General features: G+C 49.7%; 24 protein-coding genes. 2 read left to right on the top strand and 22 right to left on the bottom strand.

The features are described 5' to 3' along the window. A partial coding sequence (locus tag AC5OW4_RS08025) for a putative bifunctional diguanylate cyclase/phosphodiesterase (protein WP_493676853.1) occupies positions 1 to 1,673 on the top strand: 1,673 nt, incomplete at its 5' end. A 244-nt stretch (positions 1,674 to 1,917) separates the two neighbouring features. Here the strand turns inward: AC5OW4_RS08025 and nudC are convergent. The 8 genes from nudC to AC5OW4_RS07985 form a co-directional block, all read right to left on the bottom strand. Next, positions 1,918 to 2,748, bottom strand: coding sequence for an NAD(+) diphosphatase (nudC, locus tag AC5OW4_RS08020; protein ID WP_195395444.1), 831 nt, complete (start codon positions 2,746 to 2,748; stop codon positions 1,918 to 1,920). A 53-nt stretch (positions 2,749 to 2,801) separates the two neighbouring features. Next, entirely contained in the window at positions 2,802 to 3,245 is a 444-nt protein-coding gene (locus AC5OW4_RS08015; protein WP_195395445.1) for a hypothetical protein, read from the bottom strand. 152 nt (positions 3,246 to 3,397) lie between these two features. Continuing rightward, positions 3,398 to 3,745, bottom strand: coding sequence for a DsrE family protein (locus AC5OW4_RS08010; protein ID WP_195395446.1), 348 nt, complete (start codon positions 3,743 to 3,745; stop codon positions 3,398 to 3,400). Positions 3,746 to 3,822: 77 nt separating this feature from the next. Further along, the gene (locus AC5OW4_RS08005; RefSeq protein WP_072684932.1) at positions 3,823 to 4,362 is read right to left on the bottom strand and encodes a ClbS/DfsB family four-helix bundle protein; all 540 of its coding nucleotides are present in this window, start codon (positions 4,360 to 4,362) and stop codon (positions 3,823 to 3,825) included. Between the two features lie 349 nt (positions 4,363 to 4,711). Continuing rightward, positions 4,712 to 6,163, bottom strand: coding sequence for a glycoside hydrolase family 1 protein (locus tag AC5OW4_RS08000; protein WP_195395447.1), 1,452 nt, complete (start codon positions 6,161 to 6,163; stop codon positions 4,712 to 4,714). A 21-nt stretch (positions 6,164 to 6,184) separates the two neighbouring features. Beyond that, positions 6,185 to 6,553 (bottom strand): PTS sugar transporter subunit IIA, encoded by a 369-nt coding sequence (locus tag AC5OW4_RS07995; RefSeq protein WP_229056718.1) that lies wholly within the window; start codon positions 6,551 to 6,553, stop codon positions 6,185 to 6,187. A gap of 85 nt (positions 6,554 to 6,638) precedes the next feature. Further along, positions 6,639 to 7,883, bottom strand: coding sequence for a PTS sugar transporter subunit IIC (locus tag AC5OW4_RS07990; RefSeq protein ID WP_195395448.1), 1,245 nt, complete (start codon positions 7,881 to 7,883; stop codon positions 6,639 to 6,641). Between the two features lie 22 nt (positions 7,884 to 7,905). Next, positions 7,906 to 8,235: a PTS sugar transporter subunit IIB gene (locus AC5OW4_RS07985; RefSeq protein WP_195395449.1), complete on the bottom strand. Its 330-nt coding sequence runs from the start codon at positions 8,233 to 8,235 to the stop codon at positions 7,906 to 7,908. A gap of 195 nt (positions 8,236 to 8,430) precedes the next feature. Here AC5OW4_RS07985 and AC5OW4_RS07980 point away from each other — a divergent pair, with 195 nt between their 5' ends. Beyond that, positions 8,431 to 10,326, top strand: a complete 1,896-nt coding sequence (locus tag AC5OW4_RS07980) for a BglG family transcription antiterminator (protein ID WP_195395450.1) — start codon at positions 8,431 to 8,433, stop codon at positions 10,324 to 10,326. A gap of 343 nt (positions 10,327 to 10,669) precedes the next feature. On the opposite strand, the gene AC5OW4_RS07975 is transcribed toward AC5OW4_RS07980, so the two are convergent. The 14 genes from AC5OW4_RS07975 to AC5OW4_RS07910 form a co-directional block, all read right to left on the bottom strand. Beyond that, the gene (locus AC5OW4_RS07975; RefSeq protein WP_195395451.1) at positions 10,670 to 11,254 is read right to left on the bottom strand and encodes a cytidylate kinase-like family protein; all 585 of its coding nucleotides are present in this window, start codon (positions 11,252 to 11,254) and stop codon (positions 10,670 to 10,672) included. A 134-nt stretch (positions 11,255 to 11,388) separates the two neighbouring features. Next, entirely contained in the window at positions 11,389 to 11,892 is a 504-nt protein-coding gene (locus AC5OW4_RS07970; RefSeq protein ID WP_195395452.1) for a MarR family winged helix-turn-helix transcriptional regulator, read from the bottom strand. Positions 11,893 to 11,957: 65 nt separating this feature from the next. Next, the gene (gene sigK / locus AC5OW4_RS07965) at positions 11,958 to 12,656 is read right to left on the bottom strand and encodes an RNA polymerase sporulation sigma factor SigK (RefSeq protein ID WP_072684925.1); all 699 of its coding nucleotides are present in this window, start codon (positions 12,654 to 12,656) and stop codon (positions 11,958 to 11,960) included. Position 12,657: 1 nt separating this feature from the next. Next, positions 12,658 to 13,398: a sigma-E processing peptidase SpoIIGA gene (locus AC5OW4_RS07960; RefSeq protein WP_195395453.1), complete on the bottom strand. Its 741-nt coding sequence runs from the start codon at positions 13,396 to 13,398 to the stop codon at positions 12,658 to 12,660. Positions 13,399 to 13,655: 257 nt separating this feature from the next. Beyond that, a complete protein-coding gene (locus AC5OW4_RS07955) occupies positions 13,656 to 14,189 on the bottom strand; it encodes a VanZ family protein (RefSeq protein WP_195395454.1) in 534 nt (177 codons plus the stop codon). 161 nt (positions 14,190 to 14,350) lie between these two features. Continuing rightward, positions 14,351 to 14,887 (bottom strand): ribosome hibernation-promoting factor, HPF/YfiA family, encoded by a 537-nt coding sequence (hpf, locus tag AC5OW4_RS07950; RefSeq protein WP_072684922.1) that lies wholly within the window; start codon positions 14,885 to 14,887, stop codon positions 14,351 to 14,353. Positions 14,888 to 15,023: 136 nt separating this feature from the next. After that, positions 15,024 to 15,965, bottom strand: a complete 942-nt coding sequence (locus AC5OW4_RS07945; protein ID WP_195395455.1) for a dipeptidase — start codon at positions 15,963 to 15,965, stop codon at positions 15,024 to 15,026. Next, the gene (locus tag AC5OW4_RS07940) at positions 15,952 to 17,496 is read right to left on the bottom strand and encodes a DUF2779 domain-containing protein (RefSeq protein ID WP_229056719.1); all 1,545 of its coding nucleotides are present in this window, start codon (positions 17,494 to 17,496) and stop codon (positions 15,952 to 15,954) included. Before AC5OW4_RS07940 ends, AC5OW4_RS07945 begins: the two co-directional genes overlap by 14 nt. A gap of 875 nt (positions 17,497 to 18,371) precedes the next feature. After that, entirely contained in the window at positions 18,372 to 18,509 is a 138-nt protein-coding gene (locus AC5OW4_RS07935; protein WP_279121741.1) for a DNA/RNA helicase domain-containing protein, read from the bottom strand. A 59-nt stretch (positions 18,510 to 18,568) separates the two neighbouring features. Next, on the bottom strand, positions 18,569 to 20,086 hold the full coding sequence (locus tag AC5OW4_RS07930) for a DUF2075 domain-containing protein (RefSeq protein ID WP_493676851.1): 1,518 nt from the start codon (positions 20,084 to 20,086) through the stop codon (positions 18,569 to 18,571). Positions 20,087 to 20,099: 13 nt separating this feature from the next. After that, positions 20,100 to 20,414 (bottom strand): nucleotide pyrophosphohydrolase, encoded by a 315-nt coding sequence (locus tag AC5OW4_RS07925; RefSeq protein ID WP_195395457.1) that lies wholly within the window; start codon positions 20,412 to 20,414, stop codon positions 20,100 to 20,102. Positions 20,415 to 20,534: 120 nt separating this feature from the next. After that, complete coding sequence (locus tag AC5OW4_RS07920; protein ID WP_195395458.1) at positions 20,535 to 21,773, bottom strand: aminopeptidase; 1,239 nt, start codon at positions 21,771 to 21,773, stop codon at positions 20,535 to 20,537. Positions 21,774 to 21,796: 23 nt separating this feature from the next. Further along, positions 21,797 to 22,696: an ROK family protein gene (locus tag AC5OW4_RS07915; RefSeq protein ID WP_195395459.1), complete on the bottom strand. Its 900-nt coding sequence runs from the start codon at positions 22,694 to 22,696 to the stop codon at positions 21,797 to 21,799. A 304-nt stretch (positions 22,697 to 23,000) separates the two neighbouring features. Further along, complete coding sequence (locus tag AC5OW4_RS07910) at positions 23,001 to 24,374, bottom strand: alpha/beta hydrolase (RefSeq protein ID WP_195395460.1); 1,374 nt, start codon at positions 24,372 to 24,374, stop codon at positions 23,001 to 23,003. Between the last annotated feature and the right edge of the window lie 125 nt (positions 24,375 to 24,499).

Here is a 24,499-nt window from a genome sequence, read left to right as displayed (position 1 = left end):
ATCTCTACGATTCCGCTTATTTATATGATGCGCTGGTGGAAAGCACCGACGATTATATCTTTATCAACAACATGCACGACGATGTGTTTCGTTATCCCCAGGCGATGGTTGAAGAATTCGGCCTGCCCGGTCAGATTGTACGCAACGCCGCGGCGGTGTGGGGTGAAAAGGTGCATCCCGACGACAAAGCGGCATTCTTGGAAGCCAACCAGATCATTCTGGACGGCCGCGCCACCTCGCATAATGTCGAATACCGCGCCCTGAACCAGCGCGGGGAATGGGTATGGGTCCGCTGCCGCGGCAAGGTCATCTTTGATGATAATGGAAATCCCGTGCTGTTTGCCGGGTTGATCTTCAACCTGAGCCGGAAAAACAAAACTGATCGGATTACCGGTCTGTTCAATAAAATGGTCTACCGGGAGGAAGCGCAGCGGCTGTTAAGCCGGCGCCCGGATACGCCCTTAGCGATCATGCAGCTGGGATTGGATGATTTCAGGCACGTCAACGATTTATACGACCGCAGCTTCGGCGACGAAGTCCTGCGCATCAGCGCTCAGCGGATCATGAGCCTGCTTCCGGAAAACGCCGAAGTTTACCGGCTGGACGGCGACGAGTTCGGCATTTTGATCAGCGGTTGTCAGACTGAAGAAATCCGCAAAATCTATAAAAAACTGCAAACTGCCTTTGATCAGCAGATGATCTACGAAGGCCAGCGCTACTATTGCACCCTTTCAGCCGGCTGCGCGGTTTATCCACAGGACGCCAAAGTTTTTTTAGAGCTGGTCAAAGCGGCCGGCTACGCGCTGGAGCAGGCCAAGCTTAATGGAAAAAACCGGCTGGAATTTTTCACCCGGCAGATCCTGGCGCGCAAAATCCGCTCCCTGGGCATCATTGAAAAGATGCGCGAATCCATAGCGCAGGAATATGCCGGATTCTTTCTCATGTATCAACCGCAGGTCAGCGTCACAACCGGCCAGTGGATTGGCTTTGAGGCGCTGGCCCGCTGGCAGAAGGCGCCGTATGGCTATGTTCCGCCTGACGAATTCATCCCGTTATTGGAAGAAAGCGGCATGATCGTTCCAGTCGGCCGATGGATTTTCCGGCAGGCTTGTGAAAAATGTGCACAATGGTCCAATCGGGAACCGGCGCTGACCATGAGCATCAATTTATCCTACCTGCAGTTGACGGAACCCGATTTCATTGATTATATGCAAGAGACACTCGCCGCAACGCAGGTCGATCCGCACCGGATCATTGTTGAAATGACGGAATCGGTGATCGCCTCGCGCGCTCATGCCTTAGAACATCTGTTCCAGCGAATTCATGATCTGGGAATTCGGATTGCGATGGATGATTTCGGTACCGGATATTCCAGTCTGGAAATGCTGAAGAAGATGCCGGCGGATATCGTGAAGATAGACCGGGCCTTCGTGCACGGCGTCGACGCCAGCAATTTCGATGAATCGTTTATTCAGTTCATCGTGGCAATCTGCCACAAAGTCAACATTGAGGTTTGCGCCGAAGGGGTGGAAACGGAAGCCGAATTCCAGATCTTATATCCGATGAACGTCGATACGATCCAGGGGTATTATTTTGGCAAGCCGATGCTTGAGAATGAAGTCGAGCAAAAGCTCCGTTTGATGGAAAACGCCGAATCCGGCGGGATGCGGTAAGAACGGCCGATCCGGGCTGGACGATGTGCGGACGGATTGGTAGCCAGGCGGAAGCAACGCTTCCATTCTGTTTTGCTTTCGTGCCCGGCAGGAGTATGCTTTTCTTAATTCAGGTGGCATAATCGAGATAATGAAAACAGGGTTAAGTCCCTGTTTTCATTTGCGGTCGTTCTTCTTTTCCGGATCAATTTCCCCTGGCGATCAAGCGGGACATCGTAAACTGTCCGGCCGCCAGTGTCAGCGTCTATAATCGTCCCTGACGAAAAGTTTCGATCATCTGATGACCAAGACTTAACGGATCCGGATTTTCCAGAATTTCTTCCGGTTTCATCCAGCGGGCAGCGGCAATTTCCTCCGCCTGCAGCGTAAGCTGCGGACTGCCGTCCAATTCAGCGGTAAACGCCATCATCTGCGTCGAGGAAAACGCCCAGGGTTGTGAACCATAATAGCGCAGGTTCTTCACTCGCAATCCGACTTCCTCCGCGACTTCCCGCACTACCGCCTGTTCCAGCGTTTCGCCGATTTCAACGTAGCCGGCAACCAGGGCCATCCGCCGCCCTGTCGAATGGCCCTGCACGACAAGCAGCCGGTTCTGGCTGCGGTCGATCACCGCCGTGATCACACAGGGCGAGATCTGCGGATATTCGACATGGCCGCAATGCGGACAAACGCGGGCCCGTTCCCGCTGACTATCGCATAACGCGTAGCCGCAGACACCGCAAAAGCGCCGGCTTTTCCGCCAGCGCTGCAGCTGAAGCGCGGTAATCCCGGCCATTGCCAGTGAATTCGGCTTCAGCTCACGGAATCGGGCTGCAGGGATCCACTCCAGAGAAGGCAGCTCTAACGCAGCTTCATTTAAAAAATAGGCCTCTTCATCAATTCTGAACAGATAAACCAACGACTGCGCCGCCGCTGCTGAAAACGGCAGTTCCGCAAACTGGGGAAAGTCCAGCCCGGCTGGCCGCCGGATCATCGCAGCCTGATCGTTCTGAAACGTCAAAATTCGGTCGGTTGCCCGGGGCGTCCGGGGTTCGTATTGATTGTAAAAGTGATGCGGATTGATTTCTTCGATCATGATTGCCTCCTGAGTATCATCAGGATTATATCATATTCATCCCAAAAAAGGCGTTACCACCAGAAAAAGACCCGCGGGCCGCGCAGCTGCAGCGTCGCGGCAGACGCCAGATGCAGCGACAAACGAAGCTGTTCCGCCCCCGCCGGGATAGGGCGGCTGTGATATTTCCATTGCCAATCCGGGCCGGCGATCAGGGAAATTTGTTCTTCCTTCACCAACTCTCCGTTCTGTTTCTGATACCGCAGCCTGATCTGAACCGGCACCCTGCGGTTCGCCCGCATCCAGGCGCTCAAATGCAGCTCGCTGCGGTCTTTGACCCAGATCGGCAGCGCATAGTTCAGCTGTGTGTTTCGGTTGCGTCGGGTATGCGACATCACGCACGCATGATAGCCCTGAGTTGCCGGGTCCTGCCAGCGGACATTTCCCTCATGCGTGAAATATAACAGGGAATCGTCAGGACCGGGACGAAACTGCGCGTTGTGCAGATGATTCATCATAATGAGATCCTCCTTTAGAAATCCATGATTTCCTATCCCATCGTATGATCGCCGGATCATTCCTTCTAAGCGATTCGCCGTCCGCCAACAGAAAAAGATCGCGAAGTTCCGCGATCCGTTCTTTCTTCCGTTTTTCCCAGCGGACGATGGCGCTATGGCTTGATATAGGCAAAACCGGCCTGCTGCTTTTGAGCTAGCTCAATAACCCCGGCGGGAACCACCAGCGTCTTTTCTATCAAATCCTTTGGGTCCAGCGCCTGAGCCCGCAGAGCGATATGACAGGCCGCAAAGACAACGCCTTCCGCTTTAGCCTGCGCCATGATGACATAGAGCGAATCAGACAGAATCCCTGGCAGATATCCCCGAACGGCCGGGCCGTTGGCCAGCACCTCAATTTCATAATCCTTTTGATTGTGCTGCAGCCAGTCCAGCATGTTGCGGACATTGCCCAGCGCCATCGCCCAGGCCTCCATCGCATCGACATGATAAATCACTTTCATGCTTTCGCCTTCCTTCTGTGTTCTATTGTATCACAGTCGAAGTCAAAGCCGGCAAAGTTGCATTCCGCAAGGAAAAATCAAGCCTTGCAGTTTTTGATATGGGCTTTCAGCTTCTTCATCGCCCAGTCGTAATGGCTGGACGTACAGCTGATGAAATAGGATCCCAGCGTGCTGCCGCCGACCCAGGCATAGATGCCTTTGGCAAACAGCTGCTCGTTGGTGAAGGTTTCGGCCAGCGCCATGACGGCCTTATGCGACTGATCCAACTGTTTCCTGGCCTGTTCCAGCGTCGTTGCCTGATGTTTTTTCCAGAAGCCGACATTCATCACGCCGTAGGTTTTCCAGTTATAGGGTTCAGGGATAAACGGCCTGGCCTCGCCTTTTTGATTTGCGTCAACCCAGTTTAAGAGCAGCTGATGCCATTCATAGAGGTGAATCAATACATCTTTCAAGTTCTGATCCCGTTTCCAGTGCGCTTCCTTTTTCTTTTCGTCATGCTCAAAATGGAACGGCGTATTCAATTCAGTTTCCGTCATGGTATCGATCAGGTTCAGCAGCTTTTCATAATTGGTATCCGCAGCGAGAATCAAGTCTTGTTTCGTTGTTGGCCGGCTCATCGTATTTCCTCATCCGTTCCTGCCCTAAAGCTCAGGGAACGCTTTCTATTAGTAAGTTTATCATACAATATGAAAGTTGACATCTGTCTGTCAGATTCAAATGAAAATCAGGAAAATTTATCCCCCGATTCTTTATTCTTTCATTCGGCCGTTTATTTCGGATTTTTCTTAATCCGATTTCTTTCATCCCGCAGTTCTGTTTCTTTTCAAATTCATTGACTGTCAGCTTGAAAAAGGAAAGACCCTGCGGTCTTCCCGCAAGTTGTTTCTGCTGGGCAGCCTCACGCCGCCAATCTCGGTTTCCTTTCCTTCTTTTGTCAACAAAAGGCCTTCTTTTATCTGAAAATTATCACAGCTCCGATCCCCGGCTGGCAATCACCTTCTGATACCAGGCAAAGGAATCCTTTTTAAACCGGTTGCCCGTGCCTTTTCCGTGATCGTCCAGATCGACGTAAACAAAGCCATAGCGCTTGCTCATCTCCGCCGTTCCGGAGCTGACCAGATCGATCGGTCCCCACGGCAGATAGGCCAAGACCTTCACCCCATCCTGCAGCGCTTCGCCGACCGCCTGAATATGCTGACGCAGATAGTCGATGCGGTAATCGTCGTGCACCGTCCCATCGACAAAAACATCCTCATAGCCGAAGCCGTTCTCTGCGATCATGATCGGTTTCTGATACCGGTCCCAATACTGGCTGATCGCGTTGTACATGCCAAGCGGATCGATCGTCCAGCCCCAGGCGTTCGCCTTTAAGTAGGGATTCTCGCTGATCGAAGCCGGGTCCATCGTGTTCTTCTGCGAATCGAGTGTGCGCGAATAATAATACGAGAACGCCAGGAAATCGAGCGTATTTTCCTTTAAAAGCGCCTTATCCGCTTCCGTGATATCCACGTGAATGTCGTTCTCTTTAAAGTATCTCAGCATGAAGCCCGGATACTCCCCGCGCAGCGGCACATCGGCATAGAAATACTGCATCCGGACCCGCTTCATTGCAAACACAATGTCCTCCGGCCGGCAGGTCGCCGGATAGTAGGTGCAGTCCGCCAGCATGATGCCGATTTGAATTTCGGGATTGATCTTCTTCGCATACGCTTTAATCTGAGCATTGCACAGGAACTGATGATGAATCGCGATATACTGATCCTCAATCAGATTCTCAGTTTTATCCCGCAGAATCCCCAGCGACTTAAACGAACAATACTGAACCAAGTTCGTCTGGTTAAACGGAATCCAGTATTTGACAAGATGACCGTAGCGGTCTAACAGCACCTTGGCGTAGCGGACCATGAATTCGATCAGCTGCGGATTCTTGAAACCGCCGTATTCTGTCAACAGCGGCAGCGGGATATCGTAATGAAACATCGTGACGATCGGTTCCATGCCGGCGTCGATCACCTCGCGGATCACCCGGTCGTAAAATTGCAGGCCCTTTTCATTCGGCTCCCGCTCATCCCCGCGGGGAAAAATCCGCGGCCATGCGATCGAAAACCGGAAGCTGTTCATGCCCATTTCCTTCATCAGCGCAATGTCTTCCTTATAGCGGTAATAGAAGCCGTTCCCATAACGCTTCGGATAGTACCCTTCCTGATCGGCAACAGCCGCCGCCAGGGTCGCGCTGGTATGTTCGTTTTCCACCAGCTTCTTCCGGTAGCGGATCCGGTCCAGCTGATCGTTGTATTGATGGATGTCCGATGTGGACAGACCGCGTCCGTCTACATCGTAAGCCCCCTCGATCTGACAGGCCGCCGTTGCGCCGCCCCACAGAAAGTCCTGTGGAAACTTATATTTCTCTTTTTCCATCGGGTTTCCTCCTGTTTTGAATTACTGCGGACCAACGATCAGTTCGTACAGCTCGATCAGCCGCTTGATCTGGCTGACCTCGCACATCGTCGTCATCAAATGATCCTGGGCGTGAGTAAACAACAGCGACGGCACGTGCGCCAGACCGCGGGCTTCCTCCTGAATCACCAGCGTCTGAGCCTGGTGCGCTTTCAGGATGCCTTCGGTTTCCGCCTGTTCCATTTTTGCGTAGGCTTCTTTGAATTTCTTTTCTTTGGCCAGCTGAAACGCTTCGTCCGCCAGGGTTTTCGCGCTGCCCGAATGCAGGATGATCTGCATCGCCACCTGATTTAAGTCAATTTCTGAAACCTCCGTCGGTTCCAGCGGTTCCTCGTTTGAATATGTCATCATGTCGATCCTTTCTTTATGAAAATAGTCGGAGCTTGAAGTTATATCAGCCTTCCGGATGAAGGGATTGCCGGTCAGTTCCGCAGATTTAACCGTTGAGCGCTTCACTCTGTTCCTCGGCAATCCGCTGTTTCTCATAGACCTTAAAGAACGGATACCAGGTTGCCAGATAGATCAGGAATAATACGACGTAGACCAGAATCGCCCGCAGATCCTCGGTGATCATCACGCTTGAAAGCGGCGCAGGAATCTGACCGACCTGAATCATTTTGGACGGGATATTCAATAACCCGCTGCGCATCGTAAACCACACGACCAGCGGCCCGGTGATCGAATTGATCCACATCGGCACCATCAGCAGCGGGTTCATGACGATCGGGGCACTGTACATGATCGGCTCGTTAATATTGAAGATCGAAGGCAGAATTGTCAGCCGGCCAACCGTTTTCAGACTCTTGGATTTTGAGAAGCACATCAACAGATTCAGCGTCAGCGTTGCGCCCATGCCGCCCATCGTGATCAGACCGGCCGTAAACACCGCTTCGTTGGTTGCGATGTTCATCGGCGCCAGCCCGGCTTCCACCGCGGCAATGTTAGCGGCGATGCCGGCCATGAAGATCGGCGTTTTCACACCGTTCCACAGCCAGTGCGAAATGCCCAGCGTATAGAAGAACGTCATTAAGAAGATCAGCAGGACGAAGCCCGGCAGCGTCTGACCGAAGTTCTGAATCGGCGAGAAGGCCAGCAGCACCAATGCGAACAGATCAATATTCAGATAGAAGGTTAAGAAGACGGTCAGGCCGATCGAGGTGATGATCGGAATGATATTCTGAACCCAGCCGATCACAAAATCCGGCAGGCTGGAATCGCCCAGCGGATTGAGTCTGCCGACCAGGTGAAACAGAATCGACACCATGTAGCCGGCCGCGATGCCGACGATGATGCCGGTTGGACCGAAGCGGTTGAACTCAACGCTAAACATGCCGTTGGCGTCGATGACCGGCTTGATAAACATGATGAACACGGAAATCGCGGTTAATCCGGCATTGATCGTATATTGGGTATGGCCGAGCTTCTCCATCATCTGGTTGGCGACCATGAAGGCGGTCAGCAGCCCCAGCATGCCGAAGGAGAAGTTGATGATGCGGATGAAGTTCGGCAGCGCCGGAATGGTCGAGCGCAGAACATTATACAGATGGATGCAGGATCCGGTCAGAATAAACGGGATGATCTTCTGCATCGAACTGGATAAGGCGGCGACGACTGGTTTCTGTGAGAACTTGTTCATCGTTGGCGTAAAGGAATTGGTCAGCCAGTTCATAAAACGTTTCATAATCTTTCCTCCCCTGGTGAAATCAATGGTTTTCCTGGCGGCTTTGATGCAGCTTTATCGCCAGCTCGATCAGCTTTTCGCCATCCAGACTGCCGTAGACCTTCTGCGGAATGACGCCGACCGCAACGTTGTAGGGCTTAGCCAATTCCGTGAATTTAGCCTTGAAGTTTTCATAGTGCGGGGCCAGCAGCAGGACGTTGATCTTCGGCAGATACAAAACCGCCTCGGTTTCGCTCTTGGCTTCAATTTTTACGTTAAGGCCTTTTTTCTTGGCGACCTTACGCGCGCCCTGAGCCAGAAAGCCGCTGGACAAGCCGGCGCCGCAGCACAATAAGACTTGAATGGGTTCCATATTTTTTTCTCCTTCCCTCACTCGCAAATTCATTATAATTTGTCTGTCCTTTCCCCTCAACCAGTCCTTTGCCCGCTGAGGTGCATGTCCGACAGCTCAGGCCAGGACCTCTGCACCCTGCGGTGAAGGGGAATGAATTGAACAAGAATATCTTTACCTTTATAATAAGATCATAGGAAAAAGGCCGGTGAGAGTGTGACGATCAACAAAAAGAAAAATCTGATTCTTTATTTATGGGAACAGAACGTCCCCTGCACGGCCGCCGAGCTGGCCGACGTCTTAAACGTCTCCGTCAGGACCGTTAAAATGTACGTCAAGGAGATCAACGCGCTTGCGCATCAGAAGGTTGTGCTTTCCTCCAACAAGGGATACACTGCGTTAAAAACTAGCGATCTGTCATTTCTGGATGAACCGCAGACCTTCGCGATGAGCTATGCGGAGCGTTCCGTCTATATCATTAAGAAAATTCTGATCGAACACCGGCCGCTCAATACCTTTGATCTGTGCGACGAATTGTTTATCAGCTATTCGACGCTGAAAAGCGACCTGGCGAAAATGAACACGCTGTATCAGAGCTTTCACGTGCACTTTTCGACGCAGAACGATCTGATTCAGATTCAAGGCTCAGAGAAAGACAAGCGCACCCTGCTTTCAAGCATCATCCGGCAGGAAACGCACAGTCGGATTCTGGATCTGGACACGTTGAAGCAGTCGTTCAGTCCCGCGGAAATCGAAAAGATCTCGCAGATTCTCAACGACTTTTTCAAGCAGGGGACGTACAATCTCAATAACTTCTCCTATACCAATCTGCTTCTGCATTTTGCGATTCTGATCGAGCGGGTGAAAACCGGCAATTCTTTATCGGAAATCCGCGAGATCATGACGAAAAATCCGGACGAGCTGGCGTTGGTCAGACAACTTTCCGACCGGATTGAGCAGGATTTCAGTATCACGCTGAACGCCTGTGAAAAAAATGAGATTTATATCTTTTTTAAGACGAATATCAATTATCTGGTCGATTCCAATTATGACAAACTGCGGGAAGTAATCGGCGAAGATGTGCTGGACGTGATCGTGAAAATCATGGCGGAGGTTTCGCAGCTGTATTCGATCGACCTGAAGCATGAGAGCTTTATCATCCCGTTCGGCCTGCATATCAAAGCGCTGATCACGCGGGCTTCCTTAGGAAAATATAACCGCAACCCGCTGTCGGAGAAAATCAAGCAGGACTGTCCGATCATCTATGACATCGCTATTTTCATCGCGCTGCGGCTATCGGAGATTTACCAGGTTGCGATCGCGGAGGATGAGGTCGCCTTTATCTTCCTGCATGTCGGCACGGAAATCGACCGCCAGAATTCCTCGTACGATAAGCTGAAATGTGTCCTGTTGTGTTCCGATTATCTGGGCCTGGAAACGAAGATCTATGATCAGTTGATGCAGGACTACGCCGATGAGATCACGATTGACGCCGTTGTTTCCAGCTATGAAGAACTGGAAAGACAAACGTTTGATCTGTTGATCACGATGATTCAGGATGAGCGGAATTATAACTATCCTTCGCTGTTGATTCTGCCGTTTCAGCTTGATAAACAGAAAAATGAGATTCGGGAGAAGATTTATGAAATCCAGCAGGCGAAAAAGAAAGAGCTGATTTTTAATCATTTCGATCATTACTTCCATCCGGAGCTGTTCTTTGTGACCGAAAATGGAAGCCGGGAAGACGTCATCCAACAGGTCTGCGATAAAATGGAGGCACTCGGCTATGTTTCCGCTTCGTTCAAATCGTTTGTCAAAAAGCGGGAAAACGCGTCATCCACAGCCTTCGGCAGCATTGCGATTCCCCATTCGGTGCACATGGACGCCTATCAGACCAAGATCGGCGTGGCGGTCAGCCGCGGCGGAATAACCTGGGGAAGCAATCTTGTCAACGTCATGCTTCTGATTGCGATCAACAAGTATGACAAGCAGATTCTTCTGACGATCAATGAATCGATTTTGTCCCTGTTTGAGAACCCGGAAATTCTCAGCCGGGTAAAAAATACGTCCAGCCTGGCGGAGTTCAAAGCAATCCTCCTGCCGAATCTCTAGAAACCGAAATTTCAGGCTGATGAAAACACAGAGAGAAGAATGAGGGTTATTATGATCATCTGAACAAATTTCATGAAAGTCCGGCAGCGAAGAAAAATCCCGGCGAAAAGATCTCTGGAACTTTTTCAAGAAAATAAAGTTTCTTTCGCCACCGAGATCGCGGCTCGAATCAGACTATTCAAAGAGATGCCATTTCGATGATTCACCCATGACTGTCTGGAGGACAACTGCGATTTCCGGGCTGATGTCATCTTTTTCCAACGCAAAAAAAGCGAGGTAAAAACCGGAAGCTGGCTCCCTGTTTACAAGCAGGAATTCCATGCCTCCGGCATTTTAAACGATATTATTTTGTTTGCGAGCCATGCCAGTTTTGAGCGGCGAGCACAATCAGATCTTTGGCCAGATCCAGACCGATCGAACTGTTGATCATCAGATCGTAGGACCCGCTGTCGCCCCAGTTTTTATCCGTGTAATACTCATAATAAGCCTTGCGCTCCTTATCCGTCCGCAGCACCAGCGCTCGGATATCGCGTTCCTTGCGGTTATAAAACGTCTTGACTCGCTCGATCCGGTCCGGCAGCGGCGCATTGATAAAAACGCTCAGAATCTCCTTGTCCCGTAAAACATAATCTGCGCACCGGCCGACGATCACGCACGGCTGCACCGCCAGCTGCTGGATGATTTCGGACTGCGTCATAAACACCTGAACGTCAATCATCTGCGTTAAACTGAACAATGGATTGCTCAGCACGGAACGCTTTCTTTCTTCATTTCTGACGACTTCCTCTGAAAATCCCGTCTGCGCCGCGGTCATCGAAATGACCTCTTTGTCATAATATGGAATTTCCAGCGCCTCCGCCACCTTGCGCGCAACGTCCCGTCCTGCCGATCCATATTGACGGCTGACGGTGATGATAGGTAATGTCATGCCTCTCTTCCTCGCTTCCCTCACTCTTGATGATTTCATTGTAACAGGGAGGCAATGATTGTCAACAAAAAGAAAAGACCCGCTTTGCAGCAGATCTCCTGTGATCAATCAGACATTTCTGAAGCTGAACAAATTTACGCCGGATCTTTCGGTTTTCCTTTTTTTCCCGCAGTTGGACGACGTTTTGGCTTCTCGTTTTTTTCCAGTTCCTGGCGGAAGTAATTCAGAATCTTCTCCAGACTTTCAATCATGACTTCCTCTTTTTCCAGATCCAGATCGACGATGCAGCTGTCGACCATTTCCTCATGGAACCGATGATGAATCCGCAGCACCTCGTTCGCCTTGGCCGACAAAAGCAGCCGCACGACGCGCTTGTCCTGCAGATCCTTGCATTTCATGATATACCCTTTGCGCACCAGCGAATTCACCGCAACGCTCAGCGTGCCCGGCGTGACCATCTGCAGCCGCGCGACATCGCCCAGTGTCTTGGTTTCGCTCTTTTCCACATTCTCCAGAATATGAACTTCCGTCATGGAAAGCGTGACACCCTGATGCTTCATATACTGTTCTTCAATAAATAAAATATGGTTAAATACTTCAACCAGCAAACCATTAACTGTCTCGCGAACACGATTCATGATGCCACCCCCGTCGTGTTCATTGTAGCCTTTTCATTTAGTCTCTGTCAAGGTTTATCCGCGCTTTATTCCTGCTTGATCAACTGATTTCGAAGCTTTTGGATAATTCGTTTTTCTAACCTTGAGATATATGACTGCGAGATTCCCAACTGATCGGCAATGTCCTTCTGCGTCAGTTCCTCATGGTTGATGCCATAACGCATTTCCAGGATCATCCGCTCGTTTTCTTTTAACTTGCTCATGGCTTTTAACAGCTGGCGCTTGTCTTCCTCGGCATAGAAGCTTTCCGCAACGATATCGCCTTCCGTTCCCAAAATATCGGAGAGCAGCAGTTCGTTGCCATCGTAATCGACGTTGAGCGGCTCGTCGAATGAGATCTCGGTTTTCCGCCGGCTTTTCTTGCGCAAAAACATCAAAATTTCATTTTCAATGCAGCGCGAGGCATAGGTAACCAGCTTGATATTTTTATCCCGCTTAAACGTGTTGACGGCTTTGATCAGACCGATCGTCCCGATACTGATCAGATCCTCCATGAAAATCGGATTGGTTTCATAACGCTTGGCGATGTAGACGACCAGACGCAGATTGTGCTCGATCAGCGTATCGCGGGCCTGTTGATCGCCATTTTCCAGTGCGATCAGCGCGGCTTCCTCCTCATCGCGGGCAAGCGGATGCGGCAGAACGTCGTTACCTTGAATAAAGTGAACCTGACGACTTCGTTTTCCGAACAGAAAAGCCTTTAATTTGAATAACCAACGTTTCATTCTATCTGTAACCTGTAAACAGCGTGACGTTCAGCAATGTATCGTAACCGCAGCCATCCAGCGCTTCGCTGGATGCCAGCCAGACCGGCTGGGCACATCCGCCCTGAATCTGCAGCGAAGCGCTGATCGCCGCCACATCCCGGACACCCGCAACGGTTTCCACCGGCAGCGGGCGAGCTGGATCCCAGTTGAGCTGCCCCTTGACTTCGCGGGTGCAGAAAATCAGCGGGCGGCCTTCGATGACGGCGCTGTTGCCCGAATCCAGATAACCGGAGAGCGCCAGTTCACACGCTCCCGCCTGCAGCGTCACCGGATACAAAAACGCGGTTTCCGCTAACCCCCGGCCCAGTTTACGCTGAAGGATAAAATCCCACGCCAGCAGCATCCCGGCCGCAATCGTCCATTGCCAGCACGAAGCAGGCAAAAACAGCTGGAAATGCACAAGCGATCCTTGCCACAGCTTCATTAATCCGAATTCGATCAGAAACCGCATGCCCCAGGCAAAAGCCGCCGCCTGCATTCCAAATGAGAAAACGATCAGAACGCTGATCAGCTCGCTCAGGGCGCAGAGCCAGACCGCGCCGTCAAACCAGCACAGACAGGCAGCCAGCGGCGCCAGCGGGCACAATATCAGAATTCTTCTCAGGCGGACCGGACGCCGGCACAGCCACGCCGAGGTCAGCCAGACTGAGCCGTTCAGGATCGTTCCCAGAATCACGGTTACTTCCACATAACTGTTCACGCTTTTCTCCTTTCTCTACGTTCTATGATAGAAAAAGCAGCAGGCAGTTTTTGTCGTTTTGCACGCCCCGTCTGTGAAAGTTCATTTCGCTTTTATGCCGATTGACGAATTGTTCAGCACTTGTTCTTCCTCCTGAAAGCAGCGGCGGTCGGCAAATCCATCCGATTCATGCCGCCTCGCTGCGTGTAATGCACAGCCCTGACTGGACGATCTGCGATTGATGCGGCCGCCATTCCAATTCCATCCTCCAGTCTCCTTCAGCAATTTTTCCCTGCCCGCGTGCGCTGTACCACGCAAAAGATCAGCCAGCCCAAAATTCCGCCCAGCGTATTCATGATCAGATCGTCGATATCGGCAGACCGGCCGATAAAATACTGCAGGATTTCAATCGTCAAAGAATACCCCATAAGCCAAATCAGACAGACACGCCACTTGCGGAACTTCGGAAAACAGACCGGCGCCAGAAATCCGAGCGGAACAAACATTGCGATGTTCAGCAATAATTGTTCGATCATCCGGGCAACCCCCATCTGATACGTTTCCTGAATCCAGACAAAGGGAACGACGTTGATCAAATGCACTGGCGGATGAAAGGCAGAGGGCCCGAATAAAATAAGATCCAGTCCTACCGTCGCAAAGAATACCAGAAGAGCATAGGATGCCCCTGCCCAGATCAATCCTTTGCGCACCTTTGTCAAATCCTTGCGCTGACGAATGCCGCGCGTCAGAAAACCGGCGATCAGGCAGGAAAGCGGCAGGCCGATTATGGTGATTCCAATGACCATTCCCATAGTTCTCAAATCCCTTCTATAAACATAATTCTGAAATTTTAGTATACCCTGAAAATCAAGATTTGAAATGACGGACAGCTTGAATAGAAAGTGACAGTTTATTCACTTAAGACCCATAGCGAAAGCTGAAAAAAGGAACGGTGCTCACCGTTCCCTGTAATCTATTCTTCGTCTTCCGTTTCCAGCAGACCATAACCTCCGCTGTTGCGCTTATAAACAACGGCGATGCTGTCGGTTTCTTCATCAGTATAGATAAAGAAGGAATGACCGAGCATTTCCATCCGCATAATCGCTTCTTCCAGATCCATACGCTGCGCCTTGACCGTCTTGGTTCTGACCGCAATATCGCCCTGATCCAGCTTTCCATTGTCCTGTTCGACAAAGCTCAGCGCCAGCTTTTCACGATGCCTGCGGGACAGGCGGGTCTTCTGACGACGAACCTGATCTTCCAGCTTATCAATCGCCAAATCGATCGCCGCATATAAATCTTCATGTTCGACTTCTGTTCTCAAGATCCCGACTTTGGTAGGGATCGTGACTTCAATTTTCTGTGTGAGAGGATAAGTGCGGACAACAACACGGGCTCTTGTTTCAGGATCGATCAACAGGTATTTGTCCAGAAAGGACAATTTCTTTTCGATCTTCTGCCTCATTGCTTCCGTGATGCTGACATTTTTTCCGACAATCTCAAATTTCATGGATAATTCCTCCTTTGATGTACCTTTAGTATAAGCGGATTCAAAGAAAAAAATCAGTCTTTAAACGCCGGCTCTTTCATGTTATACTGAAAGCAGTAAGGGCTGATTTCAGTAAATCAGCCCTTTTTTTAACATTCTATTGTTTCAACGTTTGCCGTAAGACCCGCAAGGCGTTGTCATAACCGATCGCCTGACATTCCGCTTCCGAAAAGCCCTGTACCCGCAGACCCTGAATCAGATTCTGTGCCTGAAGGGCGCTGGTCAGATCGCGGCCCATCGACGTCGCGTGATCCTCAAAGAAATCCATGAAATCAAAGCCGACGGCCAGATGCTCTACGCCGACCAGATCGGCAATGTGACGGCCGTGCGCCGCCAGATGCAGGGCATCCTGATGTTCTGGATTGGAATCAATGAAGTTCCTCGCGGCATTCAGGCCGATCACGCCTCCCTTCGCGGCGATCGCCATGATCTGTTGATCAGTCAGGTTGCGGTGTACTTCGCACAATGCGCGGGTGTTGGAATGAGTGGCAATCATCGGACCGCGGACCACTTCCACCATATCCCAGAACGTTTTCTCATTGGTATGCGATACGTCGAGAATCATCCCCAGCTCGTCCATTTTTTGAACAGCCTTGCGGCCTTCCCCGGTTAATCCGCGGGTAACGGTACCTTTCACGCCGGTCGCCAGTGCGTTTTCATCATTCCAGCACAGCGAGGCAATGCGCACGCCCTGATCATAGAGCCACTGAATTTTTTCTTCAGCCTGATCCCGGATTCCGCACATGCCTTCAACCGTCATCACAACCAGCGGCTTGCCGGTTTCTTCCAGATCAGCTTTGGATTTTACCCAGGTCACGGCATCGAGGTTTTCTTCAATTTCCTGCCGGACTGCGAGCACCATTTTCTGCATCCGATCCCAGTCCTCCGAGCCTTCAAAATAACTGGCGATCCCAACGCCGAGCACTTCGCCCTTCAGCAACTTCGGCAAATGTTCTTCTCTCAATACATGGGTTCTTCCTTGTTCGTGCTTGCGCAGAATGTCCCAGCCAATATCGGCGTGCAAATCAAAAATTTTCATCTTCAATCCCCTTTCCGGCGGCTGTTGCCGCTTCTTTTTGTTGATGACGGACTTCCCATTCCGCCAGTTTCTTTTTCAATCCGTTCATAACGATAATCATGGAATAGGTGTCCAATCCGCAGTATTGAAGCAGATGATCACGAATCGCCCGATGATCGGACTGATCGTTATTTTGATCAAGATTCCGCCATTGGACGACGGCGTCCATGCCTTGATGGATGTCGAGATCCTGATACGTCAGGTTTTCATCAAACAGCGGCAGCAGTGTTTTCAAGGAATAATAGCCGCGCATCCGCGTGTCGTAGAACAGACCGGCCTGGAAGGGAAAGGCCAGATCGACCATGCGGGCATAAATCTTCATCAGCGGTTTCGCGCGTTTAGGAAACCGGGCGGCCAGCTCCTGAAGCCGGATCTTTTCCGCGCCTTCGGCATTGTAGGCGATCACGCTGCCCTTTGGCGGCAGATCTTGCAGCAGCTTCTCGACAAAATCTTCCCGGCAGTCGTGCACGCCGATAAACTCGCGATGGGTCAGCGTCCCGTCTGCTTCTAAAATATGCAGCGAATACTGAAAGGGCAACACCTGATAACTGCGCATTCCTTCATACGGCGGCACAGCATAGGTTTCCCACTCAAAGTCGAGGAAGCAGTATGGGTATTGCAGTGCGCCGTCGAGCCAGGTTTTCAACCCAAAATAGTCAATGTAACAGCCGCCATTCTGAGCGGCTTTGATCTGAGCGAATTGTTGGCGGGTCCCTTCAATCCGATCAAGGTCTGCGTCCTGCAGTGTTAACCGGCCTTCCGCTGCCATCTGATTTTTATATTGAGATGAAACCAGCGTCAGGATTGAATCAGGATCGAGTTCTTTTTCTTCCGGGAAGCAGCGTTCATAGTAAACGCATTTATTACGGCGCGTGCAGCGGTTGGTTTTCACAGATTCAGGTTCTTCCAGCTCAAGCATCCGCTCCATTTCGTCAAGCATAGGCTGGACTTCAATCTTCTGCTTTTCGATTGCTTCTGAAAGCCTTCGGGCCGGACGTCCGGCTTCGTTATAAAACCGATCGGAAATAATAAAGAGTTCCTGGGGATCTAATTCTTTCCCCCGGATATAATCGGGATTGAGATGGATCACAGAAAGGGAATTCACCGCAAGGCCAAGGTTTTCCAGCACCCAGACGCTTAGCATATAACTAAATGCTTCGTCTTCTTTAGGCAGATGGCCGCCATACAGAAAATAGACTTCCCAGCCGGCATCTGTTTTGTGAAGAAAGGGAATTTTGACACGCAGCTGATGGAATTCAAAGCGGGCGGATACCAGCCATTCTGATTCTTCCAGCGCTGTCATAGCCCGCTGCGGATCATCGCCGCGAACCCCCTGAAAGTATTCTTTAATTTCTAATTTCCGGCAGGCCAGCGCCGTTAAATCCTCATCCATCCTGACATAGGGAGAGAATGGCGGCGTCGGTTCTTTTTTAGAAAGCCAGAAATATTTCTGACATCGTTTAAATTTTTTACAATCGGAAGTATGAAACATGTATAATCACCTTTTTGATTATACCATTCCCCTCCGTGCAATCCAAGAAAAGTTGGATAAATCCCAGGTTTTCACAGATTTATTTCATTCCGGAATTTTCTCGGGAATTTAATCATTTAAGAGATGAGCTTAATAAATGTTTAAAATTAGCTTAAACGTCCAATCAACAGTAAAAAAGCACGGCTCCTCAGGCATGCTTTTTCTACTACAACAAAATAATAATGTTTCAATTCATGCAAGCATATAGTTTGCGACGCTGGTAGAGCAATTCATTCGTAATGAGTAGGTCATTTCAACCCACGCAAGCATGTAGCTTGCGACGGAAAGCGCTAAGCGCTCGCTGGATAGCGAATGGAATTTCAATTCACGCAAGTGTGTAGCTTGCGACGTACAAATCGACAAGACCAAAACTCAGGCCGAGATTTCAATCCACGCAAGCATATAGCTTGCGACGTTTAAAGACAATCAGCGTGTCATACTGCTCGCCATTTCAATCCACGCAAGCATATAGCTTGCGACTTGTATCAGTCAGAAAAACAGAAACACAGCAAGGTTTATTTCAATCCACGCAAGCATGTAGCTTGCGACGTTTTTATAATGATGGACATTGCGGCCGGAAAAATTTCAATCCACGCAAGCATGTAGCTTGCGACCACTCACAAATAACCACGCTGTCAAACACTTGGCATTTCAATCCACGCAAGCATGTAGCTTGCGACTGCAAAAAAGTAACATTATGCTAATTGGATGTATCTTTAAAAAGAATCTATCATCAGATTAGTAAAAATTCTGCCCTTTTACCATACTATTTTACTATAATCTAAACAATTTTACAAAGTCCCCGGTGCGAACCTCCCAGGGATTTCATGTTCACTTCAGGTTCGCACCGCATCCGCAGAAGCTATCCAAGTTTTAAAATAATTTCTCAATGCAGGATCACAAACGTAAACATAAGTTCCCCTAATGGCTCTCGTTAGTAAAACCTTATAGATATTAAGAATATATTTCTTCAAAATTTCTTCATCATGAATCGCGGCTTTACCAAAGCGATCAAAATATTGATCCGAATGAACTACAATTTGCTTGCTTGCTCATCATACCCCAGCTCCGGACCAATGATCACTCCCGCATAGTTAAGATCATAACCCTGAACCGTATGAATACACCCAACTTCATTAATTGCGTTCGCAGAATTAACCCAGTCTTCATTGACTGAATTCCAAATAAACCGCTCATCTTCAATCTCAATATCATAAAGCTGCTGATCACGAATCTGATCCAACGAATGATTCTGTGTTTTCCATTTCCAGGCATATCCTGCCACCAGGCGGCACAAACCCACTTCTTTCTCCTTTTGCTTCAGCACTGCCGTTAAATCCCGGATGTGATCGTACAAAAGAAATTCATAATTTTTAAATTCCTTTTTCTTTGGATTTCCATATTCATATAATATATTCTCGATATAGGCAATATAATCTTGTCCGGCCGCGACACGCATTTGTGACGTTAAGAAATATTCTTCCGTATTTTGTTTCTGAACCAGATTCTGAAACACGGACTGATCGATATCCGTTGGTTTTATCGACTGTGTGTCATCGTAGAATAAAATCTGATAATCGCTGCAGCGCTGAATCCAGTCCAGTTCATTTCCGTCAGTTAATCCCAAACTCGCATTAATCCGGTCAAAAACTTTGTGGTGTCCAGGCATGATATTTTTCTTCTGACGAAGCCGGTGTGCCTCATCCACAATCAGCACATCATAATGCGATTTAATCACATCTGAAGGTCCAATCACCATGGAAGACCGAAGACCTTGGACTTGTCTAAAGACTCTTTTCAATGTTTTCCGCAGCGAAGTCATTGGGATGACCAGACCAATTTTTAAGCTTCTGACATTTTTTAAATAATACAAGCTCTGAAATGAAAACTCATCTTCTGCTTCTTCTATCTCCTCCTCCATTTCGTTATGTTCAGCCATGATATCTGACATCAATTTCATCAAATAAACAGCCAGCACAGTTTTTCCGGTTCCCGCACCGCCATGCACTAAAAACACAGCTTCTTCGCTTTTGCGCAAATGCTGAAGCAAGGAATCAAACAAGCTTTCAGCAGTTTTATATTGATCATCTGTTAATGATTTATAGGGAGAAAACTTAAAAAGATCGCTGTTCTCAATCTGTATCTGATTGTGCTGCGCAATCCCCTGCTTGATCAGCATCCGCCATATTTCCTCAAATTTTTCTTTATACCTGTCTTTTTGATAATAATTATAATCCCGGATACCGGCATTTCCATTTTGAAGCCTGAACTGGCCATCAGCCGACAGATATTTAATTAATGAAGCCTCGATATCCGTTGTCGCGGATTTATTAAACTGTTTGTCCATGATCACTCTGAGCTGATCCAGCCGGCGGCGGTCGGCGTTGCGGATATGCTGCTGCAGCCGATGGGCGATATTAATTGTTTCCCCGACATAGGCTTCATTTTTGCCCGACAGAATATAAACTGAAGGGTATTGAATTGCCTGAGTGATGCCTTTAGCCGCTGTCAGGGCCTGCTCGTTAAATGGAATTGTTTTGATTCTGACCATTCAGGTTTCCTCCTTACAGCTGATCGTATTTGGTGCTTTTTCCCTTAGCCTTTTCTACCGGATACTTTTTTCGATTCTGTTCAAGCTTCTGCAGGATGATCGTTTCGGCGTCTACCCCGAGTTTATCGCTCATCAACAAGCAATAATTCATGACATCCGCTAGTTCTTCGCAAACCTTCTGATGATCATAATCCGGTCCCCATTGAAAACATTCCAACAGCTCGCCAGCCTCGATTGCGATCGACTTGGCCAGATTCTCGGGACTGTGAAATTGATCCCAGTCGCGTTCTTCATTAAATTTAATAATTTCTGTCAATGCCTTTTCCATACATCCACCTCAATGTTTCCAGTATATCACGGATATTATCCCCTTGAATATCCCGGATCTGTCTTTTCTTGTGAAAAAGGACGCCGCCAGGCAACGTCCTTTCTCATATTCAACACTTCTTTATTCAATACAAAACTGGCCGTCGCGAAAGAAAACAACTTCGGAACCGTCCGCATGCACGCCGGTGATCTGCATGTCGTCGCTGCCGAACATGAAATCGACATGGACCATTGAGAAATTGCAGCCCTTCGCCTTCATTTCCTCTTCGCTCATCGACTGTGAGCCTTCCATATTCATCGGGTAAGCCCTTCCCAAAGCCAGATGACAGCTGGCGTTTTCATCAAACAAGGTGTTGTAGAACAAAATCCCGGATTGTGAGATTGGCGTATCGACGTCGATCAATGCGACTTCTCCGAGATAAGCGCTGCCTTCGTCAAACTGGATCAGACTGGCTAAGGCGGCTTCTTCTTCCTCGGCATGCCAGCGCACCGCTTTGCCCTCCTCAAATTCGATCCAGAAATTCTGAATCAACTTTCCCTGATAGCTGAGCGGCTTTGTCGCCTGAACTTTGCCGCGCACCCCGGTTCTTTTCGGCATTGTGAAATTTTCCTCGGTCGGCATATTGGGATTAAAGACCACACCGCTTTGCGATTTTTCACAGCCGCCTTCCCAGAGATGGCCCTCGGCCAGCTCTACAATAAGATCTGTACCTTTCTGATTCTTAAAATGCAGCGCCGCAAACCGCTGGCGGTTCAGCCAGTCGTTGCGCTCAGACAACTGCCGGTTATGTTTTTCCCACAACGGGATCGGATCTTGTTGATCCTGAATCCGAACGGAAGCCAGGATCGCATCCCACAGCATTTCCACCGCGGTGTCCGGCTGTTCCTGCGGAAAGACTTTCAGCGCCCATTCCGGATTTGGAATCGCGACGATCGACCACTGACCGAGATTGGCCATCGTGTAGTTCTGGAATTTTTCCAGAGCTTTGCGGCGCGCGGTGACGACCTGCTGGACCTTGTCCTGATCGACATCCTTCATGATGCCCGGGATACTCGAGTCAATATGCAGAATGCAGTAACCGCGGTCGACAAATTCCTGTTCCCGCGCCATCAGCCAGTCTGGAACCCGCTGCAGCACCGGCGTTTCCGCGTACTGATAGTCCAGCTTGGTGATCTGATCATCGAGCCACTGCACGATGACCTCACCCGCTCCGGCACGATAGCCTTCTTCGACGCACATTCTGACAAACGGCGCTGAATCGACCTGCGCCTTAATTACCAGCATCTGCCCTTTCTGAACATTGACGCCCAGCCGAACTGCCAATTCGGCATATTGCCGCAGGCATTTTTCTGAAACCAAGGTTATTCCTTCTTTCTATGATGTTAGTTTCCGTGGGAGATCGGCAGCATCGCCGCGCCGATGATTCCTGGTTCTTCCAGCTTTGCCACTTCAAACAAGGTATCGCGCATCGGTATATGGACCAGATTTTTGAAATTAGCGACAACTTTATCTAGGAAGACATCCTTGGACTGCATCATGCCGCCGCCGATCACAAACATCCATGGGTCGGCGACATGGGCGATGACCGAGAACATTACAGCCAGATCGTAGGCCATATCGTCAACGACAGCCTGGGCCTGCGGATTGCCCTGCTTCGCCAAATCAAATACATCCCCGGCATGGCGAATCTGATCGCCGAACAGCGCTTTGCCCTTGCGGGTAATCGCAACACCGCTGGCTTCATTCTCCACCGCGCCGATGTTCAAATGATTGATTTTCTGACGATTGCGGTCAATGATGATATTCGCAATTTCCCCGGCATGACCATGCTTGCCGCTGACAACCTTGCCGTCGACGACTAACGCGCCGCCGATGCCGGTAGAAATCGTGACGTAATAGACGACGGGCAGGCCTTTTCCAGCGCCGACCAGCGCTTCCGCCAGACCGGCGACATTAGCGTCGTTATCAACGTAGGCCGGCATGTTGAAATTTTGCGTCAACTCCGCGGCAATCGGATAAAGCTCAAACCCCGGCAGATTCGTTGCCATCAACATTTTTCCCTTGATCGTATCAACCGGCCCCGGCACGCCCACGCCGATCCCCTCGCATTCAGTATACCCCGGAATCTCCCGGATCATTTCCATCATGTTGTCCATAACTCTGCGAGGTCCTTCCTGCGCCAGCGACGGATGTTTTACTTCAGCTAAAACAATCCCGTCGCGCGTCACTTTGGCAACGCGGACGTTCGTTCCCCCTAAATCAATTCCTAAATATGTTTTCATACTCTAGGTCCTCCTTACGTTTAATTATATCGAAAGCTGCAAGGGGTTACAACCAAAGACCGCCCGGAAACCATGGAATTTCACGCTGGGTTTCAAAAGGACTTCGATCATGAAATAGATGAACGATCTTTCTCAGCGGTCAACTGGCTTTAACCAAAACAAAAAGCGGAGTTTACCGGATTCAGAAAGCCGCGGTCATCCCGGGCGGTCTGATCAGTTCATCTCCGCTTCATTTGCATTCTTTCTCATCAACTGAATCTTCAAGCTTTTTGCATCCGCTTACGATTCTTGACAGTTTGAAGCCTTATTTCTGTGCGTGGATAAAGGCTGCGATATCGTCCGTCACCCGCGGATCGACGACCGCTTTCTGCATGTAATAGGTGTTTGGATTGGCATTGTAGTCGCCCGGCATCATCAAATGCGACAGCCCGGAATAGCTATGAAATGTCCAGTTAGCCTTTTCGCCATAAGCCGTTTTCCACGTTTCAAATTCCTGCAGCGGCACCTGATAATCTTCCTCGCCCTGCAGCACTAACACCGGTTTGGTGATCGTTTCCGCGGTTTTGATCGGATCATAGGACAACAGATCTTTCCAATAGGCCGGATAGGCGCCAGCCACCGCTTCATCCTCCGGCAAAGAGTCCAGCTGCTGCAGCTTGTCCAGCTCGGCAATCATCGCATCCATCGACGCTTTTTCCTGATCTGTATTCATGAACTGCGCCAAATGCTCATACTGCATCTTCATTAAGGAAGCCAGATCCGTTACCGGTGCGGCCATCATGATATAGCCCGCTGCCTCCGGAGTTTCCGCGGCGATCCGCGGCATGCATAAGCCGCCTAAGCTGTGGCCCAGAACATAAATCGCTGACGAATCAATCTCCGGCTGTTTGGCAATCAGGTCAACGATATCTGCGGCGTCCTGGATGGTTTCCTGTTCCACTGTAAACTGTGTGTCCCCGGCGCATTCAGCGCCATAAACAAAGGTCCGTTTGTCATAGCGGACAGTCGCGATGCCCTGCTCGGCCAGCCGGTAGGCGATATCCTGAAATACGGTGTTTCCATACAGTGTTTCGTTGCGGTCATTCGGTCCTGAGCCATGTACCAGAATAATAACAGGCGCTGGCTGATCGCCTTGGGGCAGTGTTAAGGTGGCAGGTAAATCCTTGCCATCGCGCATCGTCAGCGTCAGTTCCTGCTCTGCAGTCCCTTCCGGCAGCGTCAGCGCCGCGACGTTGCTCGGCTCAATGTATTCGGAGAAGTTCACGCCTGCGATCTGATCCTGATCGTCAAACACGACGTTCACACACAGGTTCTGATTTTCAAACAACACGGGAACCTGAACGATGATATAGCCTCCCTGCTTAATTTCATTGACAATCTGGATTTCTTTTAATGCCCCCAGCTGCTTCAGCGAAGGTTCCAGCGAAGCCTGCAGCTGCGAGGATGCCTTCTGCATCTGTTCATCATAGGCAAATCCCTGCAGCAGCTTGTCAAAATCCCCGGCCCCCAGTGTTTCCACATACGCTTTGGCGATCTCCTCCCGGCTGCCCGTCACCTTATCCTGAACGTCTGTTCCCGATTGATTGCTTTCGGCGGGAGCCTGTGTTTTCTGACAGCCGCTCAAGACAACGGACATCAGTAAAAGTCCGATAAATCCTTTTTTGATTGATTTGTTCATTTCTGTTTTCCTTTCTGATTTCCATATTTAGATGTTGATCTAAACGTATTATAGGAGTGTCTTCCATCTTTGTCAATTCTTATTTTTCTTCTTTTCAATCCAGATCGGAAGAGCGTCGTGTAGGG

The sequence above is a fragment of the Holdemania sp. genome (assembly GCF_986127675.1).
Note: the sequence above shows the minus strand (reverse complement) of the source record. Positions and strands in the feature narration are given on the sequence as shown.